Below are 18,183 nucleotides of genomic sequence, written 5' to 3'. Positions count from 1 at the left end.
ATAATGCTTAATAGAAAAAATAAACTCTTACTGTTAAAAGTATTGAGTCTGTTTTCAGTAGTTAGGGGGTATAATATTTTAGTTATAGCTCTAGCGCAATATTTGGCATCCATTTATATACTTGCTCCTGAACTTCCGGTACGTAGAGTAGTATTGGATATTAATCTCTTTGTTATCGTATTGGCATCTGCTTTGGTTATTGCGGGTGGTTATATCATTAATAACTTTTATGATGCTGAAAAAGACCTCATAAATAAACCAAGAAAAAGTATGCTGGATCGTTTGGTAAGCCAACGGTTTAAGCTAACTACTTATTTTGTGTTGAATTTTATAGCGGTAATTGCGGCCAGTTATGTTTCGTTTAAAGCTGTATTCTTTTTTTCCTCTTATATTTTTGGTATCTGGATCTACTCCCATAAGCTAAAAAGAATTCCGTTTTTAGGTAATTTTATTTCCGCCACTTTAGCTATTACTCCTTTCTTTGTGGTGTTTATTTATTATAAGAATATACAGACGGTAATATTTGTGCATGCCGTATTTCTCTTTTTACTTATTCTTGCTCGAGAGATAATTAAGGATTTGGAAAATATCTCTGGTGACTTAGCACAGAATTATAGGACCATTCCTATTATTTATGGCGCAAGAACATCTAAACTAGTGATCTCATTTTTAATTCTTTTGACTTTAGTACCGTCGTTATTATTGATTTTTAGATTTGATGTAGGCCACATGAACATCTATTTTATAATATGTGTTCTTCTGTTACTGTTGTTTATTGTCTTATTGTTTAGGGCCAAGGCACGTAAAGATTATGTTTGGTTGCATAATATTCTCAAATTGATCATAGTAATGGGGGTGTTCAGTATTCTTCTTATTGACATAGACTTAGTTTTAAATAGAATATTGTAGTTGTTGGTAATATGTTGCATATAACTATTTGAACCGCAATGCAATTTGCTACCTTTGTGCAAAATTGGTACAATTATGAGCAGGGATGATTCTAGTAGAGGTAAGAAACCGTCAGGTAGGCAAGGTGGTAATTTTAAAAAAAAGAGCTACGCCCGTGGTAATTCTCCCATTAAAAAAAATGTAACTCCAAGTAAGCCACAAGACCCTAATTCAATTAGATTAAATAAATACGTGGCCAATTCTGGTGTATGTTCTAGGAGAGATGCCGATATATACATTGCCGCCGGTAGTGTAACAGTAAATGGTAAGCCTGTAACCGAAATGGGTTACAAGGTAAAGTTAAGCGATGAGGTAAAATTCGATGGTCAATTATTGAATCCGGTCAAAAGAGAATACGTACTACTTAACAAGCCAAAAGACTTTGTTACCACCATTCGCGATGAAAGAGGTAAAAGACACGTTTCTGGATTAATATCAAGTGCTTCTAAGTCAAAATTACTTCCTGTAGATAAATTGGAAAAAGAACATACAGGTTTACTTTTGTTTACTAATGATGGTAATATGACCAAGACGTTAAAAAGCCCTATCAACGGTCTACGTAAAATATATCATTTAGTACTTGAGCAAGAATTACGAAGTGCCGATTTAAAGAAAATTCAAGAAGGGGTCGTTGTAGATGAAAAAGTAGTTCGTGTACAGGATATTAGTTTCATTGCGGATGCTCCCAAAAGGGAAGTTGGTATTGAAATTTATAGTTCTAGAAATAAAATTGTAGAGCGTTTGTTTGAAACCTTAGGATATAAAATCCAAAAATTGGATAGGGTAGTTTATGGTGGTCTTACCAAAAAAGATTTACCAAGAGGGCACTGGAGATATTTGACAGAACAAGAAATCATTAATTTCAAAATGATCAAATAGTACATGCTCCTTGTCTTAATAAAGGCTATAGGATATGAAATTATTTCAGTGTACCAATTGTAAGAGTACGGTTGTTTTTGAAAACAATACATGTTTAAACTGCGGTTTTAAACTGGGCTATTCATCATATTATAATAAAATTGTTTCTTTAAATCCAAGCGCTGCTAAATGGCAGGTTAAAGAACTGGATGGAAAGACCTATGAATATTGTGAGAACTATAAGCACACGGTCTGTAACTGGTTGGTTGACGTTTCTAGAGATCGCAAATTCTGTCTTGCCTGTACCCTGAACAGAACAATTCCGTATCTTTTAGATGATGATAATCTTAAAAAATGGAAACATATTGAGGTCGCCAAGCACAGATTGGTATATCAATTATTGCGTTTTAGACTACCGGTAGTTAGCAAAACAATAGATGATGATAAAGGTTTTTGCTTTGATTTTTTGGAGAAAGATGAGCTTCCAGAAGAATCAAAAGGCTTAAAAACGGGTCATGCAGATGGTGTAATTACCCTTATGATAGCGGAAGCGGACCCTGTTGTTCGCGAGCAGGTAAAACAGCAAATGGCAGAGCGGTATAGAACTTTGCTCGGTCATTTTAGACATGAGGTGGGACATTATTATTGGGATTTGCTAATTCGTGATAATCCGGAGGTATTAGCGGATTTTAGGAGCATTTTTGGTGATGAATCTCAATCGTATGCAGATGCATTGACCACCCATTATAATAATGGTCCAAAGGCAAATTGGCAACAAAGTTTTATAAGTAAATATGCATCATCCCACCCTTGGGAAGATTGGGCAGAAACGTGGTCCCATTATTTACACTTGACTGATGTATTGGAAACCGCATATAATTTCGGTCTCAAATCAAATCCTAAAATAATTGCTAAGAAAAGCCTGAAAATGAATGCGGCTTTTGATCCATATACCGTTACTGATTTTAGTAGAATAATGGAAACAGGTATTCCCCTTTTATTTACACTTAATAGTATGAACCGTTCTTTGGGAGAAGACGATCCCTATCCGTTTATAATCTCAAAACCTGTTGAGAAAAAATTAGAGTTCATTCATAAATTGTTAAAAGGGATTTTATGAATTAATTAATTTCTGAAGGAATAAGAGTTAGTATTTTACGCTATAGCATTATTGCATTAAAGGTTATACGGGTAAATTTATTTGAATTCATTTCAGTACGTATGGCACAGGTAGAAAAGATTAATAGACAGAATTCCAAATTTAAACTAACCCATCTCCCTAAGTTATTTGTAAAAACGTATCATGCTTGGATGGAAAAGGAGCCATTTCAGATTAGTGCTATTATAGCATATTATGCAATATTGTCATTGCCAGGTCTGCTTATTTTAATATTGGAATTAGTTGGCGGTATTTGGGGCAAGGAGATTGTTCAGGGAGAATTGTTCGCTGAAATTTCTTCTGCCATGGGACCAGAAACCGCACAATCTATTCAAGAGATGATCAAGGATCAAGGTAGTCAGCAAACTTCATTGATTGCTACCCTTTTAGGGATCGGTGTGTTAATTTATGGTGCTACGGGAGTATTTTATCAATTACAAAACGCATTGAATGAAATTTGGGAGGCAAATCCTAAATACACAAATGAGTTTATTTCTACATTGTTTATGCGTTTAAAAGGTTTTGGTTTTATAATTATTATTGGCTTTTTATTATTGGTTAGTTTTGTGTTGACTTCTCTATTATCGGCGTTTTCAACGCAGCTCTCCAGACTTTTGCCAGATGGTATGTTAGAACTTGGGTTCGTTTTAGATCTAATATTATCACTTGGTTTTATCTACTTATTATTTGGGGCTATGTTCAAGTATTTGCCCAGTACTCATGTTCGTTGGAAAGCGGTTAAAGTAGGTGCCGCACTTACTGCTGTATTGTTTTTACTTGGTAAATATGCTTTGGCATTCTATTTTGGAAAAGCGGAACCCGGCTCTACCTATGGGGCGGCCGGGAGTATAATTTTGGTCATGCTTTGGGTGTCCTACTCTAGTTTAATAGTCACTTTTGGAGCACAGTTTACCAAGATTTATTCTGATAAGTATGTGAAAATCAGTTGAGTTTTTTCATTTTATCATGAATCTCTTTTAAGCATAAATTACCTAGACTTCCTTCATGTGTATGATGAATATCTCTTTTTGGAGTAAAAGTACCTGCATTGATCTCTATACCCATTTTCTTGTAGGCATCTCTAAACGGCATACCGCTTTGTACCAACTCATTTAATGTATCCACACTAAACAAATAATCATATTTTGGGTCGTCTAGAATACTATCGTTCACTCTGATTTCCTTTAGGCTAAAAGTTAAAATCTCTAAACAAGCCTTCATATCTTGAATTGCCGGAACAATAATTTCTTTCACCAATTGCAAATCTCTATGATAACCACTAGGTAGATTATTGATGACCAATGTCAATTGATTAGGAATAGACTGTAGTTTGTTGCATTTGCCACGTACCAACTCAAACACATCGGGATTTTTCTTGTGTGGCATAATACTGGAACCCGTGGTTAACTCATCTGGAAAAGAGATGAAATCGAAATTCTGACTCATATACAAGCAAATATCCATGGCCATTTTAGATAGGGTAGCTGCAATGTTGGCAATACCAAAAGCGGTAGCTTTTTCAGCTTTTCCTCTACTCATTTGTGCTGCAACCACATTATATTTCATGGTTTCAAAACCCATTTCTTTGGTGGTAAAACTACGGTCTATAGCAAATGAACTACCGTAACCGGCAGCACTACCTAACGGATTTTGATCTGCAACTTTGTAGGCCGCTTCAATAAAATAAAGGTCATCTATTAAGCTTTCTGCATAGGCGGAAAACCATAGCCCAAAAGAAGATGGCATGGCAATCTGTAAGTGTGTGTAACCTGGTAGCATAACATCTTTATGCTCTTGTGCTTTTAACAAAAGAAGGTTGAAAAGCGATTTGGTCATCGCCTTTATTTCTGTCAATTCATCTTTTAGGTATAAATGCATGGCTACAAGAACTTGGTCGTTTCTGGAACGTGCAGTATGTATTTTTTTACCGGTATCTCCTAGACTTAGTGTCAGCATGTATTCAATTTTAGAATGCATGTCTTCAAAAGAATTTTCTATAGAAAATGTGCCTTTTTCTATTCGCGCGGCAATATTATCAAGTTCTTTTACAAGTTCAGCGGTTTCCTTGGGGGAAATCAATCCTATTTTACCCAGCATTTTTGCATGTGCCTTAGAGGCAATAACGTCGTATTTTGCTAAGTGTAAATCCAATTCTCTATCGTTGCCAACTGTAAAGTGATCGATTTTTTTATCGGTGCTAAATCCTTTATCCCAGAGTTTCATATGTTGTCAGTTATCAATTATCAATTAAGCAATGAACAATGCTTATTGGTAATTGGTTATTTTTAATTGTTGATTGAAAGGAAGCCTTTTAATAATTTAATATATAAATCTATACCTTCTTCAATTTCATGTACATAAATAAATTCGTTGGCAGAGTGGGAGCGTGTGCTGTCCCCAGGTCCTAATTTTAACGATTGGCAACTTAACGCTGCTTGATCAGATAATGTAGGTGAGCCATAAGTTGTTCTGCCCAAGGCAATACCAGATTGCACCAACGGATGGTCTTTATCTATTTTCGATGAATTTAAACGTAAAGATCGCTCCTTTAATTCGCATGGCGCATCCTTCTTTAATAAATCTGCAATTTCTTTATTGCTATATGCATCGTTTACACGTACATCCACTACTAAATCTACCTGTGCCGGTACCACATTATGTTGTTTGCCAGCATCTATTTGGGTAACCGTCATTTTTACATCGCCCAAGGCTTCAGAAGATTTTTCGAAAGAATAATTCTTGAACCATTCCAGAACTTTGATGGTGTTGTATATGGAATTATCATTGTTTGGATGTGCGGCGTGCGACGGAGTACCTTTAACAACAGCATCGAAAACCACCAATCCTTTTTCAGCAATAGCAAGTTGCATCAAAGTAGGTTCACCAACAATGGCTACATCTATATGTGGAAGTTTTGGCAATAAACCGCGCAAGCTATTTTCACCTGCATTCTCCTCTTCTGCAGAGGCGACCATTAAAATATTGTGATTTAAGTCTTCTGCATTGTAATAGTTTACAAAAGTAGCCAAAAGGGAAACCAACGGTCCGCCAGCATCATTACTACCAAGACCAAACAACTTGCCATCTTCAATTTGGGGCAAAAAAGGATCTTTGGTGTATGCCGTATTTGGTTTTACCGTATCGTGGTGCGAATTCAGTAATAATGTAGGTTTTGAGTCGTCCCAATATTTATTTTTAGCAATAATATTGTTGAGGTCTCTTTCCGTAGGTATGTCATATTTTGCCAGCCAAGCCTGTATTGCATCGGCTGTTTTATCTTCTTCTTTAGAAAAAGATTCTATTGATATGAGTTGCTTCAGTAATGCAATTGCACTTTCTGTAAGTTCTGTTTGGTTCATCTTAAAGTTTTATTGTCGTGAACAGTTCTGTGTTTTTATCTAACATGGTAACATCGCCCAGGCAAACTTTTGCTACGTTGTGGTTTAGGGCATGAAAGCAATTATGAAGTTTTGGCAACATTCCGTCAGCAATGATACCATCGGATAAAAGTGATTTATAGGTATTGGTATTAATGTCTTTAACTACGCTGTTTTCATCGGCAATATCCATTAAAACCCCTTTTTTCTCAAAACAATAATACAACGTAGTTTCAAAGGTAGGTGCCATGCCTATTGCAATTTCAGAGGCAATCGTATCTGCATTGGTGTTTAATAACTGTCCGGCACCATCGTGCGATAAGGCACAGAAAATGGGTGTTAAATCCGCCGCTAAAAGCTTGGATAATAATGCAGCGTTTACACCATCAATATCGCCTACAAATCCGTAATCAATTTCTTTAACAGGACGTTTATGAGCCTGTATGCTATCACCGTCAGCACCGCTTAATCCAATTGCGTTGGTGTTTTTAGCTTGTAGTTGTGCAACTATTTTCTTGTTTGCCAAGCCGCCATACACCATGGTTATAATATCAACGGTTTCGCCATCGGTAATACGCCTGCCATCTATCATTTTAGACTCAATGCCAAGTTTGGTTGCTAATTGAGTGGCTAATTTTCCACCGCCATGGACCAAAATTTTTAAGCCTTCAAGTTTAGAAAAGGCAGTGAGAAAAACGTCTAGGGCGTTTTCGTCTTCTATTACATTACCACCAATTTTTACAACACTTAATTTATTTTTCATAATCTGCAAATTTGAACATGAGTACCATGGCGATTATTAGAATAATATTACTGACCGGACCCATATAGGCTTTCCAATGAGCGGTGCTATGGTCAATATCTACCATATTCATTACAAAAAGGATGAGGGCGAATAGCGCAATACCAATATAGATCCACTTATTAATTTTCATTGCTCTCCAGTATTTTCTTTAACACCAATTGTGCTGCGTAGGTTCTGTTATTTGCCTGTTCTATAACCAAAGACTGGTCACTATCCAAAACTTCATCGGCAACAACAACATTTCTACGAACAGGAAGACAGTGCATAAATTTTGCCTTGCCTAATTTTTTAAGTGTCATTTGCCAGTTTGGGTCCTGCGATTTTATTTGACCATAATCGGTATAGCTACTCCAGTTCTTTACATAAACAAAATCGGCATTTTCTAAAGCCTTCTCTTGGTCGTGCTCAATAGTACAATCTTTTGTGATGTTAGGGTCCAGTTCATAACCTTCAGGATGCGTAATCACAAAATCGGCATGTTGCTTTTGCATCATTTGTACAAATGAATTGGCAACGGCATGTGGTAGAGCCCTTGGGTGTGGCGCCCAAGAAAGAACAACCTTAGGGTTATTTTTAAAATTGTGTTCCTCTAAAGTAATGGCATCGGTTAATGCTTGTAATGGGTGCCCCACAGAGCTTTCCATATTTACGATAGGTACCGAAGCATATGTTTTAAAACCGTTGAGTACCTCTTCGGCTTCATCTAGTTCCTTATCTACTAAACCGGCAAAGGCACGAATGGCAATGATATCGCAATACTGCGAAATTACTTGGGCGGCCTCTTTAATATGTTCAGAAGTTCCTTGGTCCATAATGGTACCATCGGCATATTCCAAAGCCCAACCTTCGCTACCAAAATTCATTACAATAACTTCCATACCCAAATTCATTGCTGCTTTTTGGGTACTTAAACGTGTACGAAGCGAGTTGTTAAAGAATAACAACCCAATAGTTTTGTCTTTACCTAATTCCTTAAATTTTTTAGGTTGTTTTTTAAGTGTTATGGCTTCTTTTACCCAGTTGGATAAAACGTCTATATCGTTTATTGAAAGGTAATTCATGATGATGTTATTTTTGTAAATGTGCTTTTATTTTCAATGGCATCAACAATAAAGTTATCGTTCAGCCCATTGGTGATCCAGGTTTCAATACCTGCTTTTTGTGCAATGGTGGCTGCATCAATTTTTGACTGCATGCCACCGGTGCCGTGGGTAGATTTGGATTCCCCTATTTCTTTTAGCAATTTGGTCAGGTCTGAAACGGCTTCTATTGTTTTTGGTGTGGAAGTCGTTAAAGATGATTTTGTGTAAATACCATCTGTATTTGTAGCAATGATAAGAATGTCAGCAGATAAAAGCGATGCAGTTAAACCGGCCAATTTATCGTTATCACCAAATTTGATCTCATCAGTAGCAACGGTATCATTTTCATTAATGATAGGAATGAAGTTGTTGGCAACAAGAACATTAATGGTGTTTTTAATATTCGCTCTAGTTTGCTCATTTTCAAAATCGGAATAGGATAACAAACATTGTGATGTAAAGAGCCCAAGCTCCCTAAAGTTTTCTTGAAAAATGCGCATTAGATGAGGCTGACCAATAGATGCCAATGCCTGCTTTACATTAATTTCTTCTCCATTATGTTCCAACTTAACAAACTGCCTTGCAGCGGCAATGGCACCGGAACTCACAATAATAAATTCGAACTTATCTTTTAGAGCGGCAATTTGCCGACCAATATCCTCAATTTTTCCTCGGGAAATATGATCAGTGTCTTTGGTTAAGGTATTGGAACCTAATTTCAATAAAATTCTCTTTTTCAACATTTTAATATCGTTTATGTTAGGTGAAATCTTATTTTCCTAACTCCTAACTCCTAACTCCTAACTACCTTACCTGACCATTTCCTTTTACGTACCACTTATTGGTTACTAAATGCTGTAATCCTATAGGGCCGCGTTGATGTAATTTATCTGTACTAATGGCTAGTTCTCCTCCAAGACCAAATTGTCCGCCATCCGTAAAGCGGGTAGATGCATTATGGTATACCGCAGCGGTATCCACAGATTGCATGAAAACATCTGCTTCCTCTTCATTTTTAGTAATGATAGAAGCGGAGTGGCCGCCTCCATAGGTATTGATGAGCTGTACGGCTTCATCTACATCTGGCACTTGCCCTAGTACAATTTTATAATCCAAAAACTCTTCAAACCAAACAGATTCATTTTCCATTTGAGAGGTGCCATCTAATCCGGCTAATTTGGCATCGGTCAAAATTTCAACATTGTGTTTTTTAAGGGTCTTGATCAAATGACTTAAAAATTCTGCCTTGCGTGGTAAATCTCTTGAAATGATGACTTTGTCAACGGCGTTGCAAGCGGAAATTTTTGTGGTCTTTGCATTGACGATAACATCCAGTGCCATTTGCAAATCTGCCTCGTGCGAAACATATACAAAGTTATTTCCTCTACCGCTTACTATTACCGGGCACTGTGCATGTTGCTTAACAAAAGCAATCAGCTTTTCGCCGCCTCTAGGTACAATTAAGTCTAGTTTTTGTGTTGGTTTTTCTAAAAACTGCTGAGTTTCTGTTCTAGAATAATTAAGGTAAGTCACCCAATCCGTAGCACAATCGCAAGACTCCAAAGCTTTGTGCCATAGGTTTACTAAAACCAAATTGGAGTTCAAAGACTCTTTGCCCCCCTTTAGCAATATTTTGTTGCCTGATTTAAATGCGATGCCCGCAGCTTCAATGGTAACATCTGGCCTAGATTCATAAATAATCATGATCGTACCGAAAGGTGCGGTTTTGTTGCTGATCTCTAAACCATTTTCATGGGTAAATTGAAAACGTTCTACATGCAAAGGGTCTGGCAAGGCAGCTAATTTTTTTAAGGAAGAAATCATTTCTGCTACCTTGGTCTTGTTTACCTTTAAGCGATCAACCATTGCAATATCGCCTGATTCAAAAGAATTTAAATCTTTTTCATTGGCAGATATTAGAATTGATTCTTCTTGCTGCACCAATCCTGCCATACGCTTAAGTACGGCATTCCTTTTAGATATGCTTAGGGTTGTCTTCATGATAGGGCTTTTTTAAGAGCTGTAAAAAACACGTCTAAATCTTGTTTTGTAATATTCAGGGCAGGTAAAATTCTTAGCACTGTTTTATCTTTTGCGCCACCTGTAAAAAGAAAATGTTCGTGAATTAATTTTTTACGCAGATCGGCAACCTGAAAATCAAATTCAAGCCCTAACATTAAGCCTTTTCCTTTTACCCGTTTTACTTGCGGAATTTCTTTTGCCTTTTCGTTGAAATATTCGCCTAATGCTTTAGCATTTTGAATTAGATTTTCTTTTTCAATTACTTCTAAAACCGCCATGGTGGCTGCGCAAGCCAAATGATTGCCACCGAAAGTGGTGCCCAATATTCCGTATTTTGCCTTTATACTTTCGTGAATAAGAATACCACCTACAGGAAAACCGTTGCCCATTCCCTTGGCAATACTAATGATGTCCGGTTGAATGTTATGATGTTGAAATGCAAAGAATTTTCCGCTTCTGCCAAATCCGCATTGTACTTCATCTGCTATTAATAATGCATCATTCTCTTTACAAAACAAAGCAACGTTCTGTAAGAATTCGGTCGTAGGTTCATCTAAACCACCAACGCCTTGAATAGATTCAATGATAACGGCACAAACATTCTTTGATATTTCCCTTTCAAAACCCTTACTGTCGTTTAGGTCAAGAAAAACAACTTCATGTTGCAGGTTAATTTCAGCATTGATAGATGGATTGTCCGTTGTTGCTACCGCAGCAGAAGTACGTCCATGAAAACCGTTGTTAAAGGCAATTACCTTTGATTTTCCGGTTACAAAAGAAGCCATTTTCAATGCGTTTTCATTTGCCTCTGCGCCAGAGTTGCACATGAATAGATTGTAATCTTCACAATTGGATGCTTCACCCAATTTGTTGGCCAATTCTACCTGTAAAGGGTTTTGTACCGCATTGCTATAAAACCCAATATTATCCAATTGGTCTTTTAAACGCTTTACATAATGTGGGTGCGTATGGCCAATGGAAATAACGGCATGCCCGCCGTAGAAATCCAAATAATCCTGTCCTTGGTCATCAGTTACTACAATGCCTTTTGCGGAAACCGGGGTTACATTATACAAAGGGTAAACGTCAAATAATTTCATAGTTGAAAAGTTTCAAGTTCAAAATAATGAACGGGTAGGGTAGCGTGTTTACTTGTTTTTGAATTCGGTGATCTTGTCGTAAGAGGAAATAATTCCGCGTATCAATGATGAGCTTAAACCCTGGTGTTCCATTTCATTTAAACCGGTTATGGTACAACCCATAGGCGTGGTAACACGGTCAATTTCTTCTTCAGGATGATTACCGGATTCTATTAAAAGGCTTGCGGCACCGTTACAAGTATGCATAGCAAGTTCTTGAGCCTCTTTGGCATCAAAACCAAGCTGTATGGCGCCTTGGGTGGTGGCACGTATTAAGCGCATCCAAAAAGCTACACCACTTGCACAGATTACGGTTGCAGCCTGCATTTGACCTTCGGGGATTTCCATAGAATGTCCCATTCTATTAAAAATGGCTTTTGCCAATTCAACCCTTTTTTTACCTTTTTCGTTGCTACAGATACAGGTCATGGATTTACCCACGGAAATAGCCGTATTGGGCATACTTCTTATGATAAAGTTGTCTTTACCAATTACCGCTTCTATTTTTTCAATACTAAATCCGGTAATAGTAGAGATGATTACATGTTTATCCGTCAATAGATCTTTTATACTTTCTAAAATGGCGGCAAAATGAATAGGCTGTACGGCAAAAATTAAAATATCTGAATTTTCAACGGCTATTCTATTGTCATTTGTAACGGTAACCTTATCATATTTCTCAAATTCTGCTATAGCTGTGGTATCCCTTTTGGTAAGGTACATACTGGTAGCACCATTACTGTTCAATATGCCTTTAGCAATAGAAAGTCCTAAATTACCTGTACCTATAATGGCTGTTTTCATGTTTGGTGTAGTATTAAGTAAAAGGTGCTAAGTAAAAAGTATGAAGTAAACCGTAAATTTCATATCACTACTTAAAATTAGTCCTCATTAATTTTATTTCAATCTTATGTTATTTCAATAGTCCATCAAATCATTTAGAAGACTCCGGCTTTTAAATTAAGTCCTAGGTTTTCTTCCAAACCGAAAATTAAGTTCATGTTCTGCACCGCTTGCCCAGATGCACCTTTTAATAAGTTGTCTATGGCAGAGGTGATCAACAGCACATCTTCATGTTTATGTAAGTGGATGTGACATTGATTTGTATTTACCACTTGTTTTAAATTGATGGGCTCATCTGATATTTGGGTGAACACCGCATCATTATAAAATTCCTGAAAGATTTTTTTAGCATCCTCTAAACTACCCTCAAATTTGGTATAGGAAGTTGCCAAAATACCACGGGTAAAATTCCCTCTATTGGGCATAAAATACAGATTACCAGTATCTTTTTGAAATGAATGTAAGCTCTCGTTGATTTCCCCTAAATGCTGATGTGTAAAAGGCTTGTACCAGCTTACATTATTATTTCTCCATGAAAAGTGCGATGTGGCAGACGGACTAACACCCGCACCGGTACTACCGGTTACAGCATTTATATGTACTTCATTGTCCAACAACCCGGCTTTTGCCAAGGGTAGCAATGCCAATTGGATAGCAGTTGCAAAACAACCAGGATTAGCTATATATTTTGCATTTTCAATTTCGGATTTGAATAATTCCGGTAAACCATAAACAAACTCCTTACCATTGAAATTGGCATCGGCATGTAATCTAAAATCATTGCTCAGATCTATAATAACGGTCTCTTTTGAAAATTGATGCTCGTTTAAAAATGCGGTAGAATTACCATGGCCTAAACATAGAAAAACAACGTTTACATTTAGATTTACACTACCTGTAAATTCCATATCAGTAACCCCCAATAGATCTGGATGAGCCGTTGTCACCTTTTTTCCAGCTCTAGTAGTACTGAATACAAAATCGATTTCAGTTGCTGGGTGATGTAATAAGATGCGAATAAGCTCACCTCCCGTATACCCAGAACCACCAATAATACCTGCTTTAATCATAATTTTATTTTCTGAATGAATATCAAGTAATAAGTATTAAGTACTTTATCTACTATTGGAATTTTTCACTTAATACTTTGTACTCATTACTTAATACTATTTTTTCCTAACTATTTATCCCCATTTACATGGTTGTAGATTTTTCCGGAATTTGAAAGAATCTTAATAAATCCTTTAGCGTCATCTGCTGTCCATCCTTTATTGACCTCGCCATATTTACCAAAAGCATCGGTCATTAAATCATGTTTAGATGAAATACCGTGTAACCTGAACTGAAATGGATATAAGCCTACAAATACATCTCCGGAAACCGTTTTTTGAGTATCTGTCAAGAAGGTTTCTATGTTACGCATTACAGCATCTAGGTAATTGCCTTCATGCAATAACATGCCATAGAAATTGCCTTGTTGTTCCTTTTGAAATTGTTGCCACTTTGTAAGTGTATGTTTCTCTAATAAATGGTGTGCTTTTATGATAATTAAAGAAGCAGGAGCCTCAAACCCAACTCGGCCTTTGGTACCTATAATAGTATCGCCAACGTGAATATCCCTTCCAATGGCATATTTAGATGACAAAGCCTCTAGTTTTTCAATATTTGCAACTGGGTTGTCTTTTGCACCATCAATAGCAACCAATTCGCCATTTTCAAAAGTAAGTTTTACCTCTGTAGGGTTCTTTTCCTGTAATTGGCTTGGGTAGGCGCTATCTGGTAAGGGCTTTTCTGAAGTTAATGTCTCTTCACCACCAACAGAAGTACCCCAAAGTCCTCTATTAATAGAGTATTTTGCTTTTTCCCAAGGATAATCTACACCGTTTTCTTTTAAGTATGCGATCTCTTCTTCCCTGGCTAGTTTGTTATCTCTAATAGGCGTGATGATTTCAATTTCTGGGGCAATGATCTGGAAAATCATATCAAAACGTACTTGGTCGTTACCCGCGCCTGTACTACCGTGGGCAATATAACCAGCGCCTATTTTTTTAGCGTAGTTTACAATTTCTATTGCCTGTACAATTCTTTCTGCACTTACAGAAAGTGGGTAGGTATTGTTTTTAAGTACATTACCAAAAATAAGATACTTTACTACTTTATCATAAAAGGTCTGTACGGCATCTATAGAGGTATAAGAGGAAGCGCCCAGTTCAATAGCTTTCTTCTCAATTTCCTTTATTTCCTCAACAGAGAAACCTCCTGTGTTCACGCTTACTGCATGAACTTCAAATCCTTTGTCTTTTGATAAATGCTTGGCGCAATAAGAAGTATCCAATCCGCCGCTGTATGCTAGTACTAATTTTTTCATTGTATGATGTTCAATTCCGGCAAGCCGGATAATTATTTATTTTGGTTCTATAGGTTTTGAGTTGAGAGGTTAGAAGAAATAAATAGGACTTTGATCCTTAAATCTGTAATTGGTAAAAGTCATTTTAAGCTCCATAACTTCTATTCTCTTATTTCTTTTTCAGAAACAAACTCTCTTTTATACTTTTTAATCTTGTAAATGCCTTACCGTTCATTTCTTTAGTGTTCTCAGTTTTTTTCTTTGTGGTAGGGTCATATAACATACCGGTACAGAGACACATTTTTTGTTCAGTTCTCGTAAGGATGTCAAAATTTTTACAAGTTTGGCAGCCTTTCCAAAACTCAGGGTCATCTGTAAGTTCAGAAAATGTAACAGGTTTATAGCCTAGTTCGTAGTTAATTTTCATCACTGCTAAACCTGTGGTGATTCCAAATATTTTGGCATCGGGAAATTTCTCCCTGCTTAATTCAAAGATTTTGGCTTTAATACTTTTAGCTAGACCTTGCCCTCTATAATCTGGGTGTACTATGAGTCCGGAATTTGCTACAAATTTCTCGTGTCCCCATACTTCTATATAGCAGAAACCCGCAAATTTATCTCCGTCCAATGCAAGTATGGCATTACCGTTAGAAAGTTTTCTTTGAATATACTCTGGGGTACGTTTTGCTATGCCGGTACCGCGTACTTTGGCAGATTCAGCTATGGTATCGCAGATATCCTGAGCGTATTTAAAATGTGATTCGTTAGCAACAATTAAGTTCATTGCCAGTTAGATTTAAAAGTGTAAAAAATAAATTTGATTTGTTGTGCGGAAATGGACTCACCTAATTCCATAAATATATCTTACCCTTACGGGCGACGACGGCGAGATGTGAACGGGCGCGCTAGAGCCACTGGGCTCACGGTGCTATATAAAAAGTAGTTTATTTCGTTCATTACGGGGTAAATGTACAAATTATATTTATTTGACATCCCGCATGACATAATTTTTACAAAAAGTTTACTTTTTGTTACGATGTGCAACAATTTCATAAGTCAAATAGGCAAATACTGAAATATATTCAATGCCTAAAAGCCAAAGGCTTTCTTTGAAATCTGCTTGGGAATATGCATAATAACTAAGTACTACGGCGGCAGTCCAAATAATGGCATATCTATATGAAGTGAAAATAGATAGTAGCACTAAAAATATAATATACCAAGGGTGTATTGTGGTAGATATGAAATAATAAATGGTCAAAACCCACATCATTGACCAAAGTACCCTGTTTAAGTCGTATTTCTTGGGGAAAAATGTAAATAACCCTACAGTAATAACAGTTATTAGTGGGGTAATTTTACCGTATTCTTTAATGAACTCCCAAGGTTTTGCGTCAAAATGAACGGCTGTTTTTTTGGCAAGGTTATAGAGGCTCGAGTTAAATTCAAAATTAGAGAACCAAAGTTTAATGGTTCTACTATAGTTGTCTATAAATTCTGGCGTGTTAAAAGGCAGAAAAAGAGCTATGGACGTAATGCCGATAATGCTATAGAAAACAATACTTTTTTTCCAACCCAAATATTTTAAAAAAATAGGAAGGAATAAAAGAGGTACTAATTTTATGGAGATGGAGCAGGCAATAACCATTGCGGCGGTTTTCCATTTATCTATGGACAATAAAAACATCGATAGAATAAAGAAAAACAACATGACCCCTTCAAAATGAAGATTTCCGGTGAGTTCAACTATTACAAGCGGATTAATGAAATACCAGAATATTAGATGCGGAGATCGATTAAGGTTTTTTAATAACCTTCTGCCAAAATAGAAAATACCTATATCAGCCAGAATTATAATTGAACGCATAGCGAATAAAGATCCAAAAAGACTCTTGCCGCCAAGAATAGTGGCCAAGGCAAAAATAAGTTGATTTAAAGGGGGGTAATTACTGTAGTGCCTTGCGCTTAAACTACCCATACCGTCGTACAGCTCTTTGGCATTCGGTATTATTGATACCATGTTTTGCATTAACTCATCTGGAGTGTGTAGATAGGGGTTATTGCCATTGGCTACTAAATGTCCGTCCCAAACGAATCTATAAAAATCTTGTGAAAGATTAGGTTCTGCAAATAAAAATACCAGTCTAAATATGACGCCTATACCCAGTAAAAACCTAAAGTTGTGTTTTTCAAATTGTATCAGCTTAAAACAGAAAAAGAATAGGGCAACAAATAGGGTAATCAGTTTTATGAAATCTGTTCTAGGTAAATGATAGGCAAACGTATAGTAGAATACAAAACTTAATACCGCTAAGGTGAGGGAAACTTTATGGAGTTTCAAAAAGTTTTTAAAGCTAGTTGGCATTAGGGGTTTTCAATTTAGTAACAGGTCAATTTAATGGTTTTTTATTTATTTTTAATTTAATGGACCATCAATTTTCCTAAAAGCTCTTTCATCATTTTAGCTGCCAAATATGCGGTCATATCATTAAAATCTCGATCAGGATTGTATTCCACAATATCTGCACCCACAATTTGGGCGTCTATACCCTGAATTAAATCTATAACTTGACGAGAAGAGAGTCCGCCCGGTTCATGATGGGAAACCCCTGGTGCAAAGGCAGGGTCAAAACCATCCATATCTAAAGAAATGTACAAGGGATTTTTAAAATTGGGTATTGCAGTTAAGTCCAAGTTTCGCATTTCATGAATGTCAACATCGAACTTTTTTGCTTGTGAAGCTTGATGTGGATTTAAGGTACGAATACCTACTTGAACTAACTTTACGGCATAACCGTTTTCCATAATTCTTGCAAATGGGCAAGCGTGGGAGTAAGGATCGCCTTCATAGTCATGGTATAGATCTGCATGGGCATCAATATGTAGAATGTCAAGTTTTGGATAATGGTCATGAAACGCTTTAATAATCGGGAAAGTTATGGAGTGGTCGCCACCCAAGGTCAGTAACTTTTCACCGTTTTCAATATTCTTTTGGGTAATAGTGGCGATATCAAAATAGTCTTCAATATTGAAATCACCATTATCCGTTATTAGGTCATTTTCTATTGTTGTTCCAAGCTCCGTACATAAGTTCATAGAATCACTGTACAATGCTTTTCTGATTAGGGCAGGTGCTTTTGCAGGACCTCTTTGAAAAGATGATTTTGCATCCCAATTAATGCCTTGAATATTAATTTTATTCATAATACTTTAAGTTGATGGGTTAATACATAGTATTTGGATTTTCAGATTTCTCTGGTATTTGCTGTATAGCATCCCAATGTTCGCATATTTTTCCATTTGTATCAAACCTGAAAAAATCCATTGTAACATATTGGTCATTTCCTGGCCATACCTGGTGCGTGTGTAATGCAACCAAATCTCCTTCTGCAATGCAACGTACAAATTCAATAGATTTTTCAGGGTATTCTTTTTGCATGCGTTCAAAATAATCTATAAAACCTTGCGTACCATTGGCAACTGCGGGATTATGCTGAATGTATTCTTTGCCAACATACATTTCTATGGCCAGTTTTGGGTTTCCTAAATATGCCGTTCTGTAAAAAGCGATGGCGTTCCTTTTGTTTGTCTCTAAATTCATCA

The 18,183-nt window shown here is 36.6% G+C and carries 19 protein-coding genes; 4 read left to right on the top strand and 15 right to left on the bottom strand.

The window, feature by feature from the left end; genetic code table 11:
* Positions 1-3 precede the first annotated feature (3 nt).
* The 4 genes from YQ22_RS05930 to YQ22_RS05915 all read left to right on the top strand — a co-directional run bounded on the left by YQ22_RS05930 (position 4) and on the right by YQ22_RS05915 (position 3,915).
* Entirely contained in the window at positions 4-909 is a 906-nt protein-coding gene (locus tag YQ22_RS05930) for a geranylgeranylglycerol-phosphate geranylgeranyltransferase (protein WP_071340437.1), read from the top strand.
* A gap of 75 nt (positions 910-984) precedes the next feature.
* A complete protein-coding gene (locus YQ22_RS05925) occupies positions 985-1,827 on the top strand; it encodes a pseudouridine synthase (protein WP_071340436.1) in 843 nt (280 codons plus the stop codon).
* Positions 1,828-1,861: 34 nt separating this feature from the next.
* Positions 1,862-2,926 carry a zinc-binding metallopeptidase family protein gene (locus YQ22_RS05920; protein ID WP_071340435.1) on the top strand — a complete coding sequence of 355 codons (1,065 nt, stop codon included), beginning with the start codon at positions 1,862-1,864 and terminating at the stop codon, positions 2,924-2,926.
* Between the two features lie 101 nt (positions 2,927-3,027).
* Positions 3,028-3,915 (top strand): YihY/virulence factor BrkB family protein, encoded by an 888-nt coding sequence (locus tag YQ22_RS05915; RefSeq protein WP_071340434.1) that lies wholly within the window; start codon positions 3,028-3,030, stop codon positions 3,913-3,915.
* Here the strand turns inward: YQ22_RS05915 and argH are convergent.
* The 15 genes from argH to YQ22_RS05840 all read right to left on the bottom strand — a co-directional run bounded on the left by argH (position 3,908) and on the right by YQ22_RS05840 (position 18,181).
* Complete coding sequence (gene argH, locus YQ22_RS05910) at positions 3,908-5,188, bottom strand: argininosuccinate lyase (RefSeq protein ID WP_071340433.1); 1,281 nt, start codon at positions 5,186-5,188, stop codon at positions 3,908-3,910. The genes YQ22_RS05915 and argH overlap by 8 nt on opposite strands.
* Before the next feature lie 62 nt (positions 5,189-5,250).
* Positions 5,251-6,324: a M20 family metallo-hydrolase gene (locus YQ22_RS05905; RefSeq protein WP_071340432.1), complete on the bottom strand. Its 1,074-nt coding sequence runs from the start codon at positions 6,322-6,324 to the stop codon at positions 5,251-5,253.
* Position 6,325: 1 nt separating this feature from the next.
* A complete protein-coding gene (argB, locus tag YQ22_RS05900) occupies positions 6,326-7,105 on the bottom strand; it encodes an acetylglutamate kinase (RefSeq protein ID WP_071340431.1) in 780 nt (259 codons plus the stop codon).
* Positions 7,095-7,277: a hypothetical protein gene (locus tag YQ22_RS05895; protein ID WP_058105011.1), complete on the bottom strand. Its 183-nt coding sequence runs from the start codon at positions 7,275-7,277 to the stop codon at positions 7,095-7,097. Before YQ22_RS05895 ends, argB begins: the two co-directional genes overlap by 11 nt.
* Entirely contained in the window at positions 7,267-8,208 is a 942-nt protein-coding gene (locus YQ22_RS05890; protein ID WP_071340430.1) for an acetylornithine carbamoyltransferase, read from the bottom strand. Before YQ22_RS05890 ends, YQ22_RS05895 begins: the two co-directional genes overlap by 11 nt.
* A complete protein-coding gene (proB, locus tag YQ22_RS05885) occupies positions 8,205-8,972 on the bottom strand; it encodes a glutamate 5-kinase (RefSeq protein WP_058105013.1) in 768 nt (255 codons plus the stop codon). Before proB ends, YQ22_RS05890 begins: the two co-directional genes overlap by 4 nt.
* Before the next feature lie 61 nt (positions 8,973-9,033).
* Entirely contained in the window at positions 9,034-10,230 is a 1,197-nt protein-coding gene (locus YQ22_RS05880; RefSeq protein ID WP_071340429.1) for a glutamate-5-semialdehyde dehydrogenase, read from the bottom strand.
* On the bottom strand, positions 10,227-11,351 hold the full coding sequence (locus YQ22_RS05875; protein ID WP_071340428.1) for an aspartate aminotransferase family protein: 1,125 nt from the start codon (positions 11,349-11,351) through the stop codon (positions 10,227-10,229). The genes YQ22_RS05880 and YQ22_RS05875 overlap by 4 nt, the downstream gene beginning before the upstream one ends.
* Positions 11,352-11,399: 48 nt before the next feature.
* The gene (proC, locus tag YQ22_RS05870) at positions 11,400-12,194 is read right to left on the bottom strand and encodes a pyrroline-5-carboxylate reductase (protein ID WP_071340427.1); all 795 of its coding nucleotides are present in this window, start codon (positions 12,192-12,194) and stop codon (positions 11,400-11,402) included.
* Between the two features lie 134 nt (positions 12,195-12,328).
* On the bottom strand, positions 12,329-13,303 hold the full coding sequence (gene argC, locus YQ22_RS05865; RefSeq protein ID WP_071340426.1) for an N-acetyl-gamma-glutamyl-phosphate reductase: 975 nt from the start codon (positions 13,301-13,303) through the stop codon (positions 12,329-12,331).
* A gap of 110 nt (positions 13,304-13,413) precedes the next feature.
* Positions 13,414-14,601 carry an argininosuccinate synthase gene (locus tag YQ22_RS05860; RefSeq protein WP_071340425.1) on the bottom strand — a complete coding sequence of 396 codons (1,188 nt, stop codon included), beginning with the start codon at positions 14,599-14,601 and terminating at the stop codon, positions 13,414-13,416.
* A gap of 148 nt (positions 14,602-14,749) precedes the next feature.
* Positions 14,750-15,364: a GNAT family N-acetyltransferase gene (locus YQ22_RS05855; protein WP_058105019.1), complete on the bottom strand. Its 615-nt coding sequence runs from the start codon at positions 15,362-15,364 to the stop codon at positions 14,750-14,752.
* Between the two features lie 237 nt (positions 15,365-15,601).
* Positions 15,602-16,921: a mannosyltransferase gene (locus YQ22_RS05850; protein ID WP_232231330.1), complete on the bottom strand. Its 1,320-nt coding sequence runs from the start codon at positions 16,919-16,921 to the stop codon at positions 15,602-15,604.
* 80 nt (positions 16,922-17,001) lie between these two features.
* Positions 17,002-17,784: an agmatinase gene (speB, locus tag YQ22_RS05845; protein WP_071340423.1), complete on the bottom strand. Its 783-nt coding sequence runs from the start codon at positions 17,782-17,784 to the stop codon at positions 17,002-17,004.
* 19 nt (positions 17,785-17,803) lie between these two features.
* Positions 17,804-18,181, bottom strand: a complete 378-nt coding sequence (locus tag YQ22_RS05840; protein ID WP_071342518.1) for a nuclear transport factor 2 family protein — start codon at positions 18,179-18,181, stop codon at positions 17,804-17,806.
* Between the last annotated feature and the right edge of the window lie 2 nt (positions 18,182-18,183).

The organism is Maribacter sp. 1_2014MBL_MicDiv (assembly GCF_001865655.1).
GTDB lineage: Bacteria > Bacteroidota > Bacteroidia > Flavobacteriales > Flavobacteriaceae > Maribacter > Maribacter dokdonensis.
The sequence above is the reverse complement of the archived record's forward strand: the minus strand, read 5'-3'. Positions and strand labels throughout refer to the sequence as shown.